Consider the following 16,942-nt stretch of genomic DNA (forward strand, 5'->3'; position numbering starts at 1 on the left):
CGCACGCGCGCCGGCCCCGGGGCGCGGACGCCCCGGGGCCGGTGTGCCGACGGTGTCGGTCAGAAGGTGGGAGCCAGGTAGAGCAGGCGGTTCGGCGAACCGGTGCCGGGGCTGGTGATCACGTTCGGGGTGGCCTGGCTGACGATGTACGAGTGGACCTGGGCGGGCGTCCAGCTCGGGTTGACGCTGAGCACCCGGGCGGCCGCCCCCGCGACGTGCGGCGAGGCCATCGACGTGCCGCTGATGGACGAGGTGGCGGTGTCGCTGGTGGACCAGGCCGACAGCACGCCCACGCCGGGGGCGAACAGGTCGGTGCAGGTGCCGTAGTTGGAGAACGAGGCGCGGGCGTCGTTGCTCTGCGAGGCGTTGACGGTCAGCGCCGTCGGGACGGAGGCCGGCGAGAAGTTGCAGGCGTTGGCGTTCGAGTTGCCGGAGGCCACGGCGTAGGTGATGCCGTCGGCGATCGAGTTCGCCACGGCGGTGTTCAGGGAGGCGTTGGTCGAACCGCCGAGGCTCATGTTCGCCACCGCCGGCTGGCCCGCCTGGTGGTTCGAGGTCACCCAGTTGATGCCGGCGATGACCTGCGCCCAGGTGCCGCTGCCCTGGCAGTTCAGCACGCGGACGGCCACCAGCCGGACGTCCTTCGCCACGCCGTAGGTGTTGCCGCCGACGGTGCCCGCGACGTGGGTGCCGTGGCCGTTGCAGTCGGCGGCCGGCAGCGCGTTGTCGATCGCGTCGTAGCCGTCGACGGCCTGACCGGCGAAGTCGACGTGGGTGGTCCGGATGCCGGTGTCGATGATGTACGCCGTCACGCCGGTGCCGCTGCTGTTCCAGGTGTAGGTGCGGCTCAGCGGGAGGTTCCGCTGGTCGATGCGGTCCAGGCCCCACGGCGGGTTGTTCTGGGTGGCCGTCATCGTCACGGTGTGGTTCTGCTCGACGTAGGCGACGTCGGGGTGCGCGGCGAGGCGCTTGGCGGCCCGCTCGGAGAGCTTCGCCTCGAAGCCGTTGAGCGCGTCACCGTAGACGTGCCCGACGCTGCCGCCGAAGCGGGCGGCGAGGGAGCCCGCCGTGCTCTTCACCGCGCCCTGCCGGGTGCCGGCGCGACCGCCGACGCTGGTGTCCTTGAGTACCACGATGTAGCTGTCGGCCACGGCGGTCGCGCCACCGGCGCTGAGGATCTCGCCGGTGGCCGAGGCCGCCGCCGGCGCGCCGATCATGGTGGTGACCATGGCGGCGCTGGCGAACACGCTGGCCGCAGCGGCGAGGGTCCGCCGATGAGTGCGAGGGAGTGACATCTCCCGGTCCTCCTACTGTGGTGGCCCCCGGGTGGCTCGTGGCACACCCGACAGGCGGTCTGGACGATGAGCAAACCTTAGCCTCCACATTCATGATCGTAAATTTTGTTGATGTTCACGATATGAGGAAGATGTTGAGAAGCATTGGTCGTGAATGCCTTGCGTGAAACGGGATTCCATTGAGATACGTCAACTTTGCTGGTTGACTGTCGGGGGAGAACCGGGCCGTCACACACCGCACCTCGACCTGTGACAGGAGTTCCTCCACCATGCTCCGAAGGCCCCTGCTCCACGCCCTGCTCGCCGCGCTGGCGGCGATCCCCCTCACCCTCGCCGCCGGGCTCACCGCCCCCTCCCCCGCGCTGCCGGCGGTCGCCGCGCCCGTACGGGTGATGCCGCTGGGCGACTCGATCACCGGGTCCCCCGGCTGCTGGCGCTCCGTGCTCTGGAACCGCCTCCAGGCCACCGGCCACACCGACGTCGACTTCGTCGGGACGCTCGGCCCGCAGGGCTGCGGCCAGCCCCACGACGGCGACAACGAGGGGCACGGCGGCTACCTGGTGACCAACGTGGCCAACCAGAACCTGCTGCCGGGCTGGCTCGCCGCCACCCGGCCCGACATCGTCCTGATGCACTTCGGCACGAACGACGTGTGGAGCAACATCCCGCCCGCCACGATCCTCGCCGCGTACGGCAGGCTGGTGGACCAGATGCGGGCCAGCAACCCGGCGATGAGAGTCCTCGTCGCGAAGATCATCCCCATGGCGCCGCCCACGTGCCCGGAGTGCGGCCAGCGGGTGACGGCCCTCAACGGCGCGATCGACGGCTGGGCGGCGGCGACCGGCACCCCCGCCTCGCCGGTGGTGGTGGTCGACCAGTGGACCGGGTTCAGCACGGCCACCGACACCTACGACGGCGTGCACCCGAACGCGGCCGGCGACCAGAAGATGGCCGACCGCTGGTACCCGGCCCTGGCCGCGGCGCTGGGCGGCGTCACTCCGACGCCCACCGCCAGCCCGACGCCGACCGCCAGCCCGACGCCGACGCCCACCGGTCCGGCCGGCGGCTGCGCCGCGAGCTATCGGGTGGTGGGCCAGTGGCAGGGCGGCTTCCAGGGCGAGGTGACGGTACGCAACTCCGGCGCCGCGCCGATCTCCGGATGGACCGTCCGCTTCGCGTTCACCGACGGCCAGCGGATCAGCCAGTCCTGGAACACCCGGCTGACACAGACCGGGGCCGAGGTCACCGCCCGCCACGTCGACTGGAACGGCGCCCTCGCCCCCGGCGCGCAGGCCACCTTCGGCTTTCTCGGCAGCACCACCGGGGACGCCGCCACGACAACGGTGACCTGCGCGCCCGCCTGACATCCGCCACACCCGCACGCCGCACCGGCGCGGTCGGCCCGGACGCCCGAACAGGCGTCCGGGCCGGCAGCCGCGGCCTTCCTAGCCGAATGTCGGCTACGTCTCGGCCCACACCTGAGTGATCCTGGTCACACTGCCGACCCGGGCCCGCCCAGCGGGCCGCAGCGGGGGCCGCACAACGGAATTCCCTTCCGGCGGCCCGGATCCACGCGGTCCGCGACGCCCGGATGCATGGGCATCTCGCCACATACTGAGCCGTAACTCGTACGCAGAGTCACGCGTGACGCCGTCGGTACCGAACTGTGCCTCTATCGAATTCAGCCGCCCATCGTCACGGTTTGCGGCGCTCACTACCCTGATCCCTGATCCCGTGCCTGGGCACACGTCGACAGCGATAAGGGCTTCACATGAGCGACAGTTACCCTCCGTACGGAGGGCAGCAGCCGGACCCGAACGTCACCCCCTGGAGCGGCCCGCCGGCGCCGCAGCAGGGCGGGTACCCGGGTTACGGGCAGCCAGCGCAGGCGCCGCAGTTCGGCGCTCCCTTCCCGCCGCCGAAGAAGTCGAACAAGGGCCTGGTCATCGGACTGGTCGCCGGCGCGGTGGTCCTCGTGCTCGCCATCTGCGGCGCCGGCATCGGCCTCGTCCTCGTCAACGGTGACGACGACGAGCCGACCATCGTCGCGACCGGTGGTCCCAGCCCCGACGCCAGCACCAGCAGCACGCCGGGCACGGACGCCTCCCCCACCCCCGGGCAGCAGGAGACGCAGGAGCCGAGCAACAACGCGGTCACCGCCCGCTACTCCAGCGACCTGTCCAACGTCTGCGACGGCGGCCAGATCCTGAACGCGGCCACCTACAACGGCCCGTCCGGCGCCAAGGCGTACACGTTCTCGAACAACCCCGACCGGCCGAACTTCTGGTCGTCGAAGTCGGTCGCCTCGAACAAGCCGTACTACGCCAAGAGCGCCGACTTCCAGACGGTGTCCGTGGTCGGCTGCCTCAAGTTCGTCGAGGGCAGCGAGGGCGCGCCGAAGAAGTGCCAGTACAAGGACAGCGCCGGCAAGCAGGTCACCATCGACTACATCTCGTCGCGCTACACCCTGACCTTCTACGCCGCGAAGACCGGCGAGAAGATCGGCGACGGCGGCACCATCAGCGCCCCGGCGGCGCGCTGCCCGAGCTTCATCTCGTACAACAAGACCACCATGAAGTCGCACGCGGCGCCGGACTCCGGCAGCATCGAGGCCGCCCTGGACAAGTTCCTGTCCTGAGCGGCACGGTCGGCGGTGGGGAGGGACGGATCACCGTCCCTCCCCACCGTCGTCTCTCCGCAGGGCCACCCGTGCGGGCGGCGACCGTGACCGGCGGGATCGGGGCGATGGCACCGGCCCTTCGGGTGCCCGACGACGGCGGGGCCGCCACCATCCGAGGATGGTGGCGGCCCCGCCGTCGTGGGCTCCGCGTCAGCGGCGCGCCGGCGCCTCCCGACCGGCGGCGTCCACCGCGACCTGGTCGAAGGCCGGAGCACCGTCGACGGCGTCGGCGGCCACGGCCGTCGACCTGGCGGGATCGGGCAGGTCCAGGCTGCTGCGCAGGCCGACCGGCTTCAACAGGACCGCGGCGATGATGCCGACGACGGCGATCGCGGCGGAGATGAGGAAGATGTGGCCGGTGGCGTCCCCGTACGCCGCGCGGACGATCTGCTGGACCGCGCCGGGCATGGCGTCGAGGTTCAGGCTGCCCGCTCCCGCGCTGCCGGAGGCGGGGATACCGGCGGCGGAGAGGTCGGTGGTGATCTGGTCGGTCACCCGCCGGGCGAGGACCGCGCCGAGCACCGACACGCCGATCGTGCCGCCGAGCGAGCGGAAGAACGCGACGGTCGAGCTGGCCGCGCCGATGTCCCGGAGCGAGACGGTGTTCTGCACGGCGAGGACGAGGTTCTGCATCGTCATGCCGACCCCGACGCCGACGATGAACATGGCCGCGCCGACCAGCACCAGCGAGGTCTCGTGGTCGATGGTGCCGAGCAGGGCGAACCCGATGACGAGCACGATCGCGCCGAACACGATGTACGGCTTGATCTTCCCGGTCTTCGTGATCAGCCGGCCGGCGATGATCGACGATCCGAGGACGCCGGCCATCATCGGGATGGTGAGCAGCCCGGCCTCGGTCGGGCTGTAGCCGCGGCCGATCTGGAAGTACTGGCCGAGGAAGACGGCGCCGCCGAACATCGCCATGCCGACCGCCAGGCTGCCCAGGATGGCCAGGGCGGTGGTCCGCTGGCGGACGAGATCGAGCGGGACGACCGGCTCGTCCACCCGCGACTCCACCCAGACGGCCAGGGCGAGCAGCGCGACCGCACCGCCCACCATGGCGGCGGTCTGCCAGGAGGCCCAGGCGAACGCGTCGTCGACGAAGGAGATCCAGATGAGCAGCACGCTGACGCCGGCGGCGATCAGGGCCGCGCCCAGGTAGTCGATCTTGACGTTCTCGCGGCGGACCGTCGGCAGGCGCAGGGTGAACTGGAGGAGGACCAGCGCGATGGCGGCGACGGGGACCCCGACGAAGAAGCACCAGCGCCAGCCGAGCCAGGACGTGTCGACGATGAGCCCGCCCAGCAGCGGGCCACCGACCGTCGCCACCGCCATGACGCCACCGAGGTAGCCGTTGTACCGGCCGCGCTCCCGGGGCGGGATCATCGCGGCGATGGCGACCTGGACGAGGGCCTGGAGGCCGCCGACGCCGATGCCCTGGAACGCGCGGGCGGCGATGAGCTGGCCGGCCGTCTGGGCGAAGCCGGCGATCACGGAGCCGACCAGGAAGACGACGATGGCGACCTGGACCAGGAGCTTCTTGTTGAACAGGTCGGCGAGCTTGCCCCAGATCGGGGTGGTCGCCGTCGCGGTGAGCAGGGTGGCGGTGACCACCCAGGTGTACTGGGTCTGCGACCCGTTCAACGCGCCGATGATGTTCGGCAGCGCCGTCGAGACGACGGTGCTGCTGAGCATCGCGACGAACAGCACCAGCAGCAGGCCGCTGAGGGCCTCCAGCGTCTGCCGGTGTGTCATCGGCGCGTCGCCGGCCGTGGTGGTGGGTGCGCTCATCGCGCGGCCTCCAGGTTGTCGTGGTGTCCGAGGACGGTCTCGATGTCGCGGGTGAACCGGCCGAGCGCGGTGGCGAACGCCGCCACCTCCGCGGGGGTCCAGTCGGCGAGCGCGGTGTCGAGGATCCGGCCGTACCAGTCGTAGGTGTCGGTCAGGGCGGCCCGCCCGGCCGGGGTGACGGTCAGCAGGCTGGCCCGCTTGTCGGCGGGGTCGGCGCGCCGCTCGACCAGGCCGTGGCTGACGAGCGAGGCGACGGCGCGGCTGACGGTCGACGGGTCGAGCCCGCTGCGGGCCGCCAACTCCCGGGCGTGGCAGTCGGCGGGCAGCTTCTCGATCTGCATGAGGAGGCCGGCGAGGCCGACCGGCACGGTCGGCCGGACGTCGGCCCGGTGCCGTTTGATCAGCCGTACGCTCCGGATCAGCTCGGACAGCCTCGCACCGAGCTCGCGGCCGGCAGTTTCCACGCCGCCCTCCCCTTGTCGCAGATGGTTGCCGCACGCAAGCATCTGCCGATCTTGCTCACAGTGCAAGTTTGCGCGGTGAGAACTGAGTCACCGCCCCGTAGGCTGTCGCCCATGGCGGAGACCACCGGGCTGCGGGAGCGCAAGAAGGCGGCCACCCGCCTCGCCCTGCACGAGGCAGCCCTGCGCCTCGCCACCGAACACGGGCTCGACCGGGTCACCGTGGAGGCCATCGCCGACGCCGCGAACGTCTCCCGCCGGACGTTCTCCAACTACTTCTCCAGCAAGGAGGAGGCGGTCTTCCACGGCGACGCCGTACGGCTGCGCCGGCTGCTGGAACTGGTCCGCCGGCAGCCGGCCGACGCGCCGCCGTGGGCCGTGCTGAGCGCGGCCGCCGAACGCCTCGCCGTCGAGGCGTACGGCAACGCCCCGCCCTCCTGGCTGCTGCACCGCCGTCAGCTACGCGGGCACCCGGGCCTGGTCGCGCACCAGATCGCGGCCTACACCGCCATCGAGCGCGATCTCGCCGACGACGTCGCCCAGCGGTTGACCGGCCCCGACCGGGCGCTGCGGTCCCGGGTCGTGGCGGCGACCTTCCTGGCCTCCCTGCGCGTCGCCATCCAGCACTGGATCGACCACCCCGACGGGCCACTGCACGACGTCCTCCGCACCGCGCTCGCCGAGACCACCGCCGCCCCGGCCGTCACGTAAGGCCCTCCGGTCACGCCGACCCCGCCGGTCACGCCCCGCCCCACGTCGCCGTCCGCCCCGCCGCCGGTTGGCTGACGCCCGGCAGTAGGAGGCGTGCCTCGGCCCGGCCCCGTCCGAACCTGCGGCAGCGTGAAGGGGGTCGTCCGCCTGGCCGGTCGCGGCGTGGCTCCGCTTGACCTTGTCACAGTGACAAGCTCTTCACTGCGGCCGAGGAGGTGGTTCCGATGACCATGCCGGAACGAGACACGGGCACGATGCGGGTTCTCCGGCGGCTGGAGGACGGCAACCCGTCGGCGCGGCTGCGGGCAGCGCTGGCGGTCGGCACGACGCCGGACCCGCGGTTCGTCGACAGGCTCGTCGAGCGATGCGCGATCGAAGCCGAGTTCCACGTACGCGAGATGCTCACCTGGGCACTCACGCGCCACCCGTCGTCGATGACGGTTCCGAAGCTCGTCGACGAACTCCGCTCGGAGCGTGCGCAGGCCCGAAGCCAGGCGTTGCACACGCTGTCCAAGATCGGGGATCGGCAGGCGTGGCCGGCGATCACCCGGGCGCTGCTGACCGACGCCGACGACGAGGTGGCGCGGAGCGCCTGGCGCGCAGCGGTGGCACTCGTACCCGAAGGTGAGGAACCCGGGCTCGCCGCGGTGTTGGCGACGCAGCTCGGGCGCGGCGAGCGCGCGACACGGTTGAGCCTCAGCCGCGCGCTGATCGCGCTCGGCGAGGTGGTCACGCCGATCCTGCGCGCCGCGACGACGGATCCCGACCCCCGCGTCCGGCAGCACGCGAGCGCCACGGAACGGCTGTCGCGCGACCCGGATGCCGGATTCGAGTTCGCGGTCGAGGAGGCGAAGCGCATCGCAGCCCTCGGCACGACCGGCCAGGAGGGGTGACGGGCGTTGTTGATCGGTGAGGTGGCACGGCGCTCCGGCGTCAGCGCCCGCATGCTCAGGCACTACGACTCGCTCGGCCTGGTGCGGCCGACGGGCCGTACCCGGGCCGGCTATCGGGAGTACTCGGGCGAGGACATCCGGCGGATCCTCCACATCGAGAGCCTGCGGTCGTTGGGGCTGTCGCTGCGCGAGGTCGGGCGCGCGCTGGACGATCCCGGCTTCACACCCTCGGGGCTCGTCGCCGATCTCATCCGCCGGACGCGGGAACGCATCGCGGCGGAGACGGAGCTGCTCACCCGACTCCGTCAGGTCGACGCCACGGAACCCGCCGGCTGGGACGGCGTCCTCCGGATCGTCGCGCTCCTGCAGGCGCTGGGATCGGAGAGCGCCGGCAAGCGCCAACGCGCGGCCCTGTCCTCGGCCGAAGAGGTTCCGGTGCCGGTGGAAGCACTGGTCGAGGCAGCGTTGAGCGAGACGGACCCGAACGTCGCCGGTGCCCTTCGGTGGGCGCTGGCGCGGTCGGGCGACGAGGGCCTGGCACTGCTGGCGGAGGGCCTCGGCTCACCGATGGCCGAGGTGCGCGAACATGCCGTCCGGTCCGTCGCCGAGATTCCGAGCGGTGCGGCGACGGCGCTGCTGCGGGACACCCTCACGCACCCGGACCTCGTCGTCCGCAGGTGTGCCGCTCTGGCGCTCGGGGCGCGTGGTGCAGCCGCCGCGGTCCCGACGCTCATCGACATGATCGTCGAGGAGACCAACGACGCCGATGCCGCCGACGCGCTGGGCGTGCTGGCGACCGATCCCGCGGCAGCCGACCAGATCGCCACCGGGCTCGTCGACCGCCTCGCCCACGCAGCGGTCGGATCGTCCGCACGTCGGCGGCTGACGCAGGCGCTCGCGGACGTCCCGGGGATCACGACGTCACGTGCCCTCGCGGAGCTGTCGCATGACGAGGACCGTGCCGTCGCGCTCACTGCGGCGTACGTCCTCGGGCTGCGCGACGCGCGGTGACGGTTACCCCCTGAGCGGAAGGTTGCCCGCCGCGTTTCCCCCCGCTCCGGTGCTGCCGCGTCGCGAGCCGCGAATGGCGCCCTGACCGGGGGACGGCTCCGCCATGTCCGGATCTGCGGCCTGGCCGTCCTTGTGGCCCTCCACAGAGGATGACCAGACTGCTCGTGTGGAGATCGCCCGGGTCCGCGAGGTGGTCGTGGTGGTGCACGACGGCGTCGTGCTGCTCGACGTGGCGGGGCCCGTTCAGGTGTTGCACGGCTGCGGCGGCTACCGGGTCCGGCTGGCCTCGGTGGACGGCCGCCCGGTACGCACGGACGTGGGCGTGCCCCTCGACGTCGAGTTGGCCCTGCACCAGGTGCGGCACCGGTTCGACACGCTGCTGGTGCCCGGCCTCTCCCTCGCCACGGCGCAGCCCCCACCGGCGCTCGTCGCCGAACTCCCCCGCGTCAGCGGGCTCGCCCGCCGTACGGCGGCCATCTGCACCGGCGCGTTCCTGCTCGCGGCGGCGCGCCTGCTGGACGGCCGCCGGGCCACCACGCACTGGGCGGCCTGCGCCGACCTCGCGTCGCGGTTCCCCGCGGTCCGCGTCCGGCCCGACGCCCTCTACGTGCGGGACGGGCCGCTGTTCACCTCGGCCGGCGTGACCGCGGGCATCGACCTGACGTTGACGCTGGTCGAGGACGACCACGGGCCGGAGCGCGCCCGTACCACCGCCAAGTACCTCGTGGTCTTCCTGCACCGCCCCGGCGGGCAGTCCCAGTTCACCGTCCGCGGCAACACCACGGCCGCCCCCGGCAGCGCGCTGCGGCGGGTCCTGGACGCCGTCGCCGCCGACCCGGCGGCCCCGCACACGCTCGCCACGATGGCGGCGCACGCGTCGGTCAGCGAACGGCACCTCACCCGCCTGTTCCGCCGGACGGTCGGGACGACCGCCACCCGGTACGTCGAGCAGGTCCGGGTCGAGGCCGCGAAGACCCTGCTCGAAGCCACCCACGACGGGGTGGCTCGCATCGCCCGCGCCTGCGGCTTCGGCTCGGACGACAGCATGCGCCGCGCGTTCCTGCGCGGCACTGGCATCACCCCGGCCGAGTACCGCCAACGTTTCCGGTCCACGCACCCGACACCCGAAAGATGAGGTACCCGTGACGCCTTCCTTCTCACGGCGAACCGCCCTCGGCACCGGCCTGGCCGCCGGCGCCGGCATGCTCACCGGGCTGGTGCCCGCCGCCCCGGCCGCCTCCCACACCGCGCCGGACGCCGACCTGTCCTTCCCGTCGACCCGGCTGGCCCAGGAGGCGGCCCGACTGATCGGCGAGGCGCAGGAGGCCTACCTGCGCAACCACAGCCTGCGTAGCTTCCTGTTCGCCCGCGAGGCCGCCGCGCAGGCCGGTCGGCGGCCCGGCCGCGACTACGACGAGGAGGTCGTGTTCCTGATCTGCGCCCTGCACGACATGGGCCTGACCGCACGCGCCAACTCCGACCAGCGGTTCGAGATGGACGGCGCCGACTTCGCCGCCCGGTTCCTCGAGGAGCGGGGTGTCACCGACCGCCGGGTCGACACGGTGTGGGACGCGATCGCCATGCACACCACGCGCAGCTTCCGCGATTCACCCGTCTTCCAGCGTCGCCGACCGCCGGAGATCGGCATCGCCCAGACGGGAATCAGCATCGACCTCATGGGCATCAACAGCCCGGTGCCACCCGAGTACGCCGACCGCGTCCACCGACGTCATCCCCGCCTCGGCGGGGCCCGGGCCGTCACCGACGCGATCGTGGCGCAGGCAGTCGCCAATCCCCGCAAGGCCCCGGCCGCCACCCTTCCCGGCGAGATCCTGCACCAGCGCCACCCCGAACTGCCCTACCTGACCTGGGACATGCTCCTGGACTCCAACGCCTGGGGCGACTGACCCGGCCCAGCACCAGGGCCTTCCTCGGCGACACGACCTCCGCCGTGCTGATCCCGGCAGCAGAGGCGGCGGGCCGGTTACCCTCCCCGTCGTGACCCACGAGAACGAGATCACCGAGCCGGTCGACCTGTGCCTCGCGGGTGGGCGGCTCAATCGCGCCGCCGTGGGCTGGAGCCGCCGCCCGCTGCACCGGGCGAACCTGCGCGGCTGGGGCCGCAACAAGCGCTGGGAGTACTGGGGGGTCGTCACGCCGACCCACATCGTCGGCCTGGTCGCCTCGTCGCTGGACTACGCGGGGGTGCACAGCCTCTACGTGCTCGACCGCGCGACGAAGGCCGAGATCGACAGGAACGCGGTGGTCGCCTTCGCCCGGGGCGCCCTCTTCCCGCCGGTCAGCGGGGCGGGCACCGTTCGGGCGCGCGGCGGCGGGATCTCGATCGACATCGACCAGGAGGCGTCGGGCACCACCATCCGCGCCACCGCCCCCGGTCTGGAGATCGACCTCGTGGCGTCGCTGCCGGCGGGTCACGAGTCGCTCGGCGTGGTGGTGCCCTGGAGCACCCGCCGGTTCCAGTACACCGTCAAGGACCTCGGCCGGCCGGTGCGCGGCACCCTGCGGGTCGACGGGGTGGCCCATCCGATCGCCGAGGCGGACTCCTTCGCCGTGCTCGACCACGGTCGCGGCAGGTGGCCGTACGCGATCCGCTGGAACTGGGCCGCCGGCAGCGGCCCGGGTCGGGCGATCCAGCTCGGCGGTCGCTGGACCGACGGCACCGGCTCGACCGAGAACGGCCTCTTCCTCGACGGCCGGCTGCACAAGATCGGCGACGAGCTGCGCTGGGAGTACGACCGCGCCGACTGGTCGCGACCGTGGCGGATCAGCGGTGCGCGGGTGGCCGTGGAGTTCCACCCCTTCCACGAGAAGATCGCCAGGACGAACTTCGGTGTGCTCGCCAACGAGACGCACCAGTGCTTCGGGCACTTCACCGGCTGGGCGGCGGCCGACGACGGCGAGCGCGTCGACCTGGACGGGCTGGTCGGCTGGGCCGAGGAGGCACGCAACCGCTGGTAGCGGCGCCGGGGCCGGACGTGGGCGCCGGGCGGGACGGGGGCGGCGCCTGGCCCTAGGGTGGGCGGTATGGCAAGCCCTGGCCCCTCCGCCGACGGCTCGGCGGCCCGGAATCCGCTCACCCTGCTCACGCTCGACGCACTCCGGCAGCGCACCAGCGTGAAGTGGCGCATGTTCCCGCCCGACGTGCTCCCGCTCTGGGTCGCGGAGATGGACGTGCCCCTCGCTCCCCCCGTGGCCGACGCGCTCCGCCGCGCGGTCGACCTCGGCGACACCGGCTACTCCTACGGAACGGCGTACGCGGAGGCGATCGGCGACTTCGCCGCACGGCGTTGGGGCTGGCAGGACTTCCGCGTCGCACACACCTCGGTCGTACCCGACGTGATGATGGGCGTCGTCGAGGTGCTCCGGCTCGTCACCGACCCCGGCGACGCGGTCGTGGTCTGCTCCCCCGTCTACCCGCCCTTCTACGCCTTCGTCACCCACGCCGACCGGCGGGTGGTCGAAGCCCCGCTCGGGCCCGACCGGCGCATGGACCCCGCCGCCCTCGACGAGGCCTTCCGCCACGCGCGGGCCCACGGCCGCCGGCCGGCCTTCCTGCTGTGCAATCCGCACAACCCGACCGGCGTCGTCCACCGGCGCGACGAGCTCGAGACCGTCGCGGCGCTGGCCGACCGGCACGGCGTACGGGTGATCTCCGACGAGATCCACGCTCCCCTGGTGCTGCCGGGGGCGCACTTCACCCCGTACCTCACGGTCGCCGGCGCCGAGAACGCGTTCGCCCTGGTCTCCGCGTCGAAGGCCTGGAACCTGGCGGGTCTCAAGGCGGCGCTCGCGGTCGCCGGACCGCAGGCCGTGGCCGACCTCCGCCGCATGCCGGAAGAGGTCAGCCACGGGCCCAGCCACCTCGGCGTCATCGCGCACACCGTCGCGTTCCGCGAGGGCGGGCCGTGGCTCGACCTCCTCCTCGACGGCCTCGACGCCAACCGCGCGCTGCTCGCGACGCTGCTGGCGAAGCACCTCCCGTCCGTCCCGTACCACCGGCCCGAGGGCACCTACCTCGCCTGGCTGGACTGCACGGCTCTGGGCGTCGACACGGAGCAGCCGGCCGACGACACCGGCGTGGTCAGCGACGTCGCCGGGCCGGCGAAGATGTTCCTCGACCACGCGCGGGTCGCCCTCAGCTCCGGGCACGTCTTCGGCACCGGCGGGGTGGGCTTCGTACGGCTCAACTTCGCCACCTCGCCGGCGATCCTCACCGAGGCCGTCACCCGCATGGGCGACGCCGTCCGTTGAGGACGCCCGCCATCGGCATGGGCCGGGGCGACATCAGCACGGGCCCGGGCGACATCGCGTCCGGCGCGGCGTTCGCGATTCGCGCACGGGTCGTGGGCTGGCCCGACAACCCGAGGCGTTCAGTCGCCGTCAGGGCCGCCGGAGCGGTCGACGTCGGCCGGCTCGTCGAACAGCCGCTGGTAGCGCTGCACCGCGAGCAGGACCGCCAACTGCCCGAGCGCGCTGACGGCGGCGGCGAACTGGTCGAGGTAGAACACCAGCAGGTTCACCACGCTCAGTGAGGTGACCAGGCCGGCCCTGGCGATCTCCACGGCGCGGCGAGCCACCCCGTGCAGCAGCAGCCCGGCGGCCACGATGAGCGCGGTTCCCACGCCGGCGTCCAGCAGCGCCCGGACGAGCAGAAGCAGCACCCCGCGGCGGTCCTGGATGTCGACGCGGGCGAACTCGTTGGCGGTGGTGAGCACACCCTCGGTGGTTCCGTCGCGCAGGTCCAGAGCGACGGCGACGATCGTGGTGAGGTCGCTGAGCGTGGCGAAGCCGAGTAGCCCCAGCGCCAGGACCAGCCCGACGCGCAGCCGACCCCGGGTCAACGACCGCGCCACCCACGCCCGCACGGCGACCGCGATCCGGGAGATCCGTCCCGATCGGTGCTCGTACGGCGGCAGCACACCGGGCTCCGTCAGCTCCAGCAGCGCCGCGGCCAGCGGCTGCAACCGGTCGTCGTCCGGACTCGCGGCGGCGGCGCCGAGTCGTCGCCGCAGCTGCGACCGGTCCCGTTCGCCGAGTCTCCCGTCGACGGCCTCGCCGAGCAGTTCCAGCGCGGCGTGCAGTTGCGCCCGCGTGCCCTCGACCCGCGTGCTCCGGGCGCGCACGTAGAGCCACACGGCGATGAGGAAGGCCGCGTAGGCGATGGGCGCGGCGGCCGGGAAGAAGTAGTCGTTGTCGGCGGTGATGAACTTGCCGACCTCGTCGATGAAGAGTCCGGTGCCGATCCCGGCCAGCAGCGCCGCCCCGAGCAGCGCGGCCCGGTTGACGACGAGCAGCGGGACGAGCGAGGCGACGAACAACGACAGGCCACCCCACAGGGCGTGCGAGATGTGCAACGTACCGCCGCCGACCTGCGGATAGCCGGTCAGCGCCAGGAACGCGCGGGTGCCGAGGACCGCCCCGCCGAACCCGATCAGCATCAGCATCATGTAGTGCTCCGCGTCCAGGCGCGCCACCAGGCGTCGAGAGGAGCGACGGTGGCGCTGCCGGTGGGACGGGAAGCTCATGTGGACAGCAAACACCTGACGGCAGGGTGCCGGTGGCGCCTCCGGCAAACGCGGGCACGGCCTCGATCCGTCGACCGGCGGGCGGTGCCGAGCGTCAACCGCCGGTGCCGGTGGTCAGGTCGAAGTCGGCGACGACCGGCGCCCGCCCCACCCACACGAGGTTGCCGTCGGTGAACCTGTCGCCGGCCGGGTACCAGCGGCCGGGCCCGTAGGAGCAGTCGCACCGCAGCTTGACCAGTTGCCCGGGGAGCATCGGAAGTCCGTACGACGTGCCGACGTCCACCGCGCCGACGACGTCCCCGGTGAGGGCGTCGAAGGCGACGACCGTGCTGTAGGTCGCCAGCTCGTCGGTGCGGATCGACCCGCCCACGGTGATCGAAGACCGGAGTGCCTGGTGAAGCGTGGCGGTGCCGCCGGGGCGCACCCGGACCGTCCGGGCCAGCAGGACGTTGCCGACACCACCGGACCACTGGGTCGCGATCCCCGTGCCGGAGAACCGCAGGGGCCAGTCGTACGGCCCGAGCCCGGTGACGCTGTAGCGGCCGGTGTCGTCGGTGATCGGCGTGTCGGGGCTGTACTTCGGGTGCGGCACGAACGGCACCACGGCGACGTGGACACCCGGGACCGGACGCCCGCTCGCCGCGTCGGAGATCACGCCCGAGATCCGGCCGGGCGGATCGAGTCGGACCGGTGGGGCGGCGGTCGTGGCACCGGCGCCGACAGTGACCACCCACGCCCGGTGGCGCTCGCCGGTGCCGCCCTTCCCGCCGACCCATTGGCGCCCGTACCGTTCAGCCTCGTAGGGCTGGGCGAAGAGCCGGTAGCGTCCCGGTTCCACCCCGCTCACCTCGATCCCGCCCCGGCCGTCGGTGCAGCCACCGACACTGCCGAGTTGGCTCTCGCCGATGGACACCCTGGCGAGTCGTTCGCGGTCCAGCGGTACGAGGCTCACGCAGGCGCGGGCCGGCGCACCGGTGCCGGCGTCCTGGACCGTCGTCGTCACGCTGCCGGTGGCCGCCGCGGCGCTGGCGGGAGCGGAAGCGACGGGCAGCAGGAGGAGCGCGGCGGCCACGCCGACGGCCGCCCGGATGCGTCGCCTGAGCTGAGGATCGGTCATCGAGGGCTCCGGTGGGCTGCGGTGACGGCCGGCACCCGCCACCGTAGCGGCCACTCGTGGGCCGGGCTGTCGGATCGGTGACCGCCACGCTGTCAACCTGCGCGATGACACTGACTATGATCGATCGGCCGACGGCTCCGAGTCGCGCGGTCCACGAGGATCTGCCCGGCTCGACCGGCACCTGCCGATCGTCCGGTGCGGGGAGCGACCCGGCCGGCCAGCACCGTCACCCCGCGCCATCGGACCCCCGCGGCCGTGGAGGTGGGCACCCGTGATCACAGAGGGAGTTCCATGAATCAGCATGACGGATCCGGTTGCTGCGGGGGCGGCGACGACGGCGTACCCGGCATCAGCCGCCGTGGCGTCCTGCGCGCCGCGGCGTTGGGCGCGGGCGCCATGACCGTGGGCGGGGTGCTCATTCCCGGAGCCGCGCACGCCGCACCGACGATCTACAACCCGTTCGGCGCGTACCCAGTCACCGACACCTGGGAGGGCCACCTCCGCCGCGGTTCGCTCGGCGGCATCGACTACGGCATGGGCGTGGGCACGGCACTTCCCGCCTGCGGCGCCGGCACCATCCAGAACATCCCCTACAACGGTACGGGTGGACACACCGTCACGATCCACCACGGCGACGGCTACCGCAGCCAGTACATGCACCTGTCGCAGTTCTCGCTCGCCGACGGCGCCAGCGTCGGCGCGGGCACGGTGGTGGGCCGCTCCGGCGGTGCCGCCGGCGCGCCCGGCTCCGGCAGTTCGACCGGCCCGCACCTGCACTGGCACATGATCGACCCCTCGGGCACCAGAATCAGCCCGCTGGTCTACATCGCGCAGAATCCGGGCCAGCAGTCGCGTCAGGTGTTCGAGGCCCCCAGCTTCAACGGCTGGCAGGCCCTACCGATCTCCGGCAGCGCCGGCGCGGTCACCGGCTCGGCGGTGGCCACGATCGGGGTGAGCACCACGAAGATCGTCTACACCCTCGACGGCGGCCGGATCTTCGAGGCGGCCAGCAACGCGGGCTGGCGCAACCTGTGGACCGGCGTCTCCGGCGCACAGGGCACCGCGCTGGCCGCGTTGAACTGGAAGGGGGTGAAGCTGGTCTACAGCGTGGTCGGTGGTGCGGTGCACGAGGCGAGCAGCGGCAACGGCTGGCGCAACATCAGCACGGGCATCAGTGGGGTGAGCTCCGCCTCGATCGCGGCGATCGAGATCGACGGGATCAAGTACGTCTACAGCATCGTCGGCGGCTTGGTACACGAGGCGAGCAGCGCGAACGGCTGGCGCAACATCAGCACCGGCATTCCGGGCTCGGCGGTGGCGGCGATCGCGGCGGGCACCACGAAGATCGTCTACACCCTCAACGGCGGCCGGATCTTCGAGGCGGCCAGCAACGCGGGCTGGCGCAACCTGTGGACCGGCGTCTCCGGCGCACAGGGC

At 72.6% G+C, this 16,942-nt stretch carries 15 protein-coding genes; 10 read left to right on the plus strand and 5 right to left on the minus strand.

The genetic code is table 11. The features are described 5' to 3' along the window. Nucleotides 1–59: 59 nt before the first annotated feature. Nucleotides 60–1,295: a S8 family peptidase gene (locus ACPXCB_RS25205; RefSeq protein WP_425878026.1), complete on the minus strand. Its 1,236-nt coding sequence runs from the start codon at nucleotides 1,293–1,295 to the stop codon at nucleotides 60–62. A gap of 269 nt (nucleotides 1,296–1,564) precedes the next feature. On the opposite strand from ACPXCB_RS25205, the gene ACPXCB_RS25210 reads away from it, so the two are divergent. After that, on the plus strand, nucleotides 1,565–2,659 hold the full coding sequence (locus tag ACPXCB_RS25210; protein ID WP_425878028.1) for a cellulose binding domain-containing protein: 1,095 nt from the start codon (nucleotides 1,565–1,567) through the stop codon (nucleotides 2,657–2,659). A gap of 407 nt (nucleotides 2,660–3,066) precedes the next feature. Next, nucleotides 3,067–3,933, plus strand: a complete 867-nt coding sequence (locus ACPXCB_RS25215; protein ID WP_425878030.1) for a hypothetical protein — start codon at nucleotides 3,067–3,069, stop codon at nucleotides 3,931–3,933. A 192-nt stretch (nucleotides 3,934–4,125) separates the two neighbouring features. On the opposite strand, the gene ACPXCB_RS25220 is transcribed toward ACPXCB_RS25215, so the two are convergent. Next, nucleotides 4,126–5,766: an MDR family MFS transporter gene (locus ACPXCB_RS25220; protein WP_425878032.1), complete on the minus strand. Its 1,641-nt coding sequence runs from the start codon at nucleotides 5,764–5,766 to the stop codon at nucleotides 4,126–4,128. Further along, a complete protein-coding gene (locus ACPXCB_RS25225) occupies nucleotides 5,763–6,230 on the minus strand; it encodes a MarR family winged helix-turn-helix transcriptional regulator (RefSeq protein WP_357580931.1) in 468 nt (155 codons plus the stop codon). The genes ACPXCB_RS25220 and ACPXCB_RS25225 overlap by 4 nt, the downstream gene beginning before the upstream one ends. 111 nt (nucleotides 6,231–6,341) lie before the next feature. Here ACPXCB_RS25225 and ACPXCB_RS25230 point away from each other — a divergent pair, with 111 nt between their 5' ends. The 7 genes from ACPXCB_RS25230 (at nucleotide 6,342) to ACPXCB_RS25260 (ending at nucleotide 13,114) form a co-directional block, all read left to right on the plus strand. Then, entirely contained in the window at nucleotides 6,342–6,938 is a 597-nt protein-coding gene (locus ACPXCB_RS25230; protein ID WP_425878033.1) for a TetR/AcrR family transcriptional regulator, read from the plus strand. Between the two features lie 230 nt (nucleotides 6,939–7,168). Further along, nucleotides 7,169–7,831, plus strand: coding sequence for a HEAT repeat domain-containing protein (locus tag ACPXCB_RS25235; protein ID WP_425878130.1), 663 nt, complete (start codon nucleotides 7,169–7,171; stop codon nucleotides 7,829–7,831). A 6-nt stretch (nucleotides 7,832–7,837) separates the two neighbouring features. Further along, a complete protein-coding gene (locus tag ACPXCB_RS25240; protein ID WP_425878035.1) occupies nucleotides 7,838–8,842 on the plus strand; it encodes a MerR family transcriptional regulator in 1,005 nt (334 codons plus the stop codon). A 166-nt stretch (nucleotides 8,843–9,008) separates the two neighbouring features. Then, nucleotides 9,009–9,977, plus strand: a complete 969-nt coding sequence (locus ACPXCB_RS25245) for a GlxA family transcriptional regulator (RefSeq protein ID WP_425878037.1) — start codon at nucleotides 9,009–9,011, stop codon at nucleotides 9,975–9,977. A 7-nt stretch (nucleotides 9,978–9,984) separates the two neighbouring features. Beyond that, nucleotides 9,985–10,749 (plus strand): HD domain-containing protein, encoded by a 765-nt coding sequence (locus tag ACPXCB_RS25250; RefSeq protein ID WP_425878038.1) that lies wholly within the window; start codon nucleotides 9,985–9,987, stop codon nucleotides 10,747–10,749. A gap of 91 nt (nucleotides 10,750–10,840) precedes the next feature. Further along, nucleotides 10,841–11,821: a DUF2804 domain-containing protein gene (locus ACPXCB_RS25255; RefSeq protein ID WP_425878040.1), complete on the plus strand. Its 981-nt coding sequence runs from the start codon at nucleotides 10,841–10,843 to the stop codon at nucleotides 11,819–11,821. 66 nt (nucleotides 11,822–11,887) lie between these two features. Then, nucleotides 11,888–13,114, plus strand: a complete 1,227-nt coding sequence (locus ACPXCB_RS25260; RefSeq protein ID WP_425878042.1) for a MalY/PatB family protein — start codon at nucleotides 11,888–11,890, stop codon at nucleotides 13,112–13,114. 119 nt (nucleotides 13,115–13,233) lie between these two features. Here the strand turns inward: ACPXCB_RS25260 and ACPXCB_RS25265 are convergent, their stop codons facing one another. Then, on the minus strand, nucleotides 13,234–14,388 hold the full coding sequence (locus ACPXCB_RS25265) for a hypothetical protein (protein ID WP_425878043.1): 1,155 nt from the start codon (nucleotides 14,386–14,388) through the stop codon (nucleotides 13,234–13,236). Nucleotides 14,389–14,482: 94 nt separating this feature from the next. Then, nucleotides 14,483–15,505: a carboxypeptidase regulatory-like domain-containing protein gene (locus ACPXCB_RS25270; protein ID WP_425878044.1), complete on the minus strand. Its 1,023-nt coding sequence runs from the start codon at nucleotides 15,503–15,505 to the stop codon at nucleotides 14,483–14,485. A 291-nt stretch (nucleotides 15,506–15,796) separates the two neighbouring features. Between ACPXCB_RS25270 and ACPXCB_RS25275 the strand changes: the two genes are divergently transcribed. Then, nucleotides 15,797–16,942 (plus strand): M23 family metallopeptidase (locus ACPXCB_RS25275; protein ID WP_425878045.1); only part of this gene is annotated, 1,146 nt, incomplete at its 3' end.

It is taken from the genome of Micromonospora sp. DT62 (assembly GCF_049847285.1).
GTDB classification, from domain to species: Bacteria; Actinomycetota; Actinomycetes; order Mycobacteriales; family Micromonosporaceae; genus Micromonospora; species Micromonospora reichwaldensis.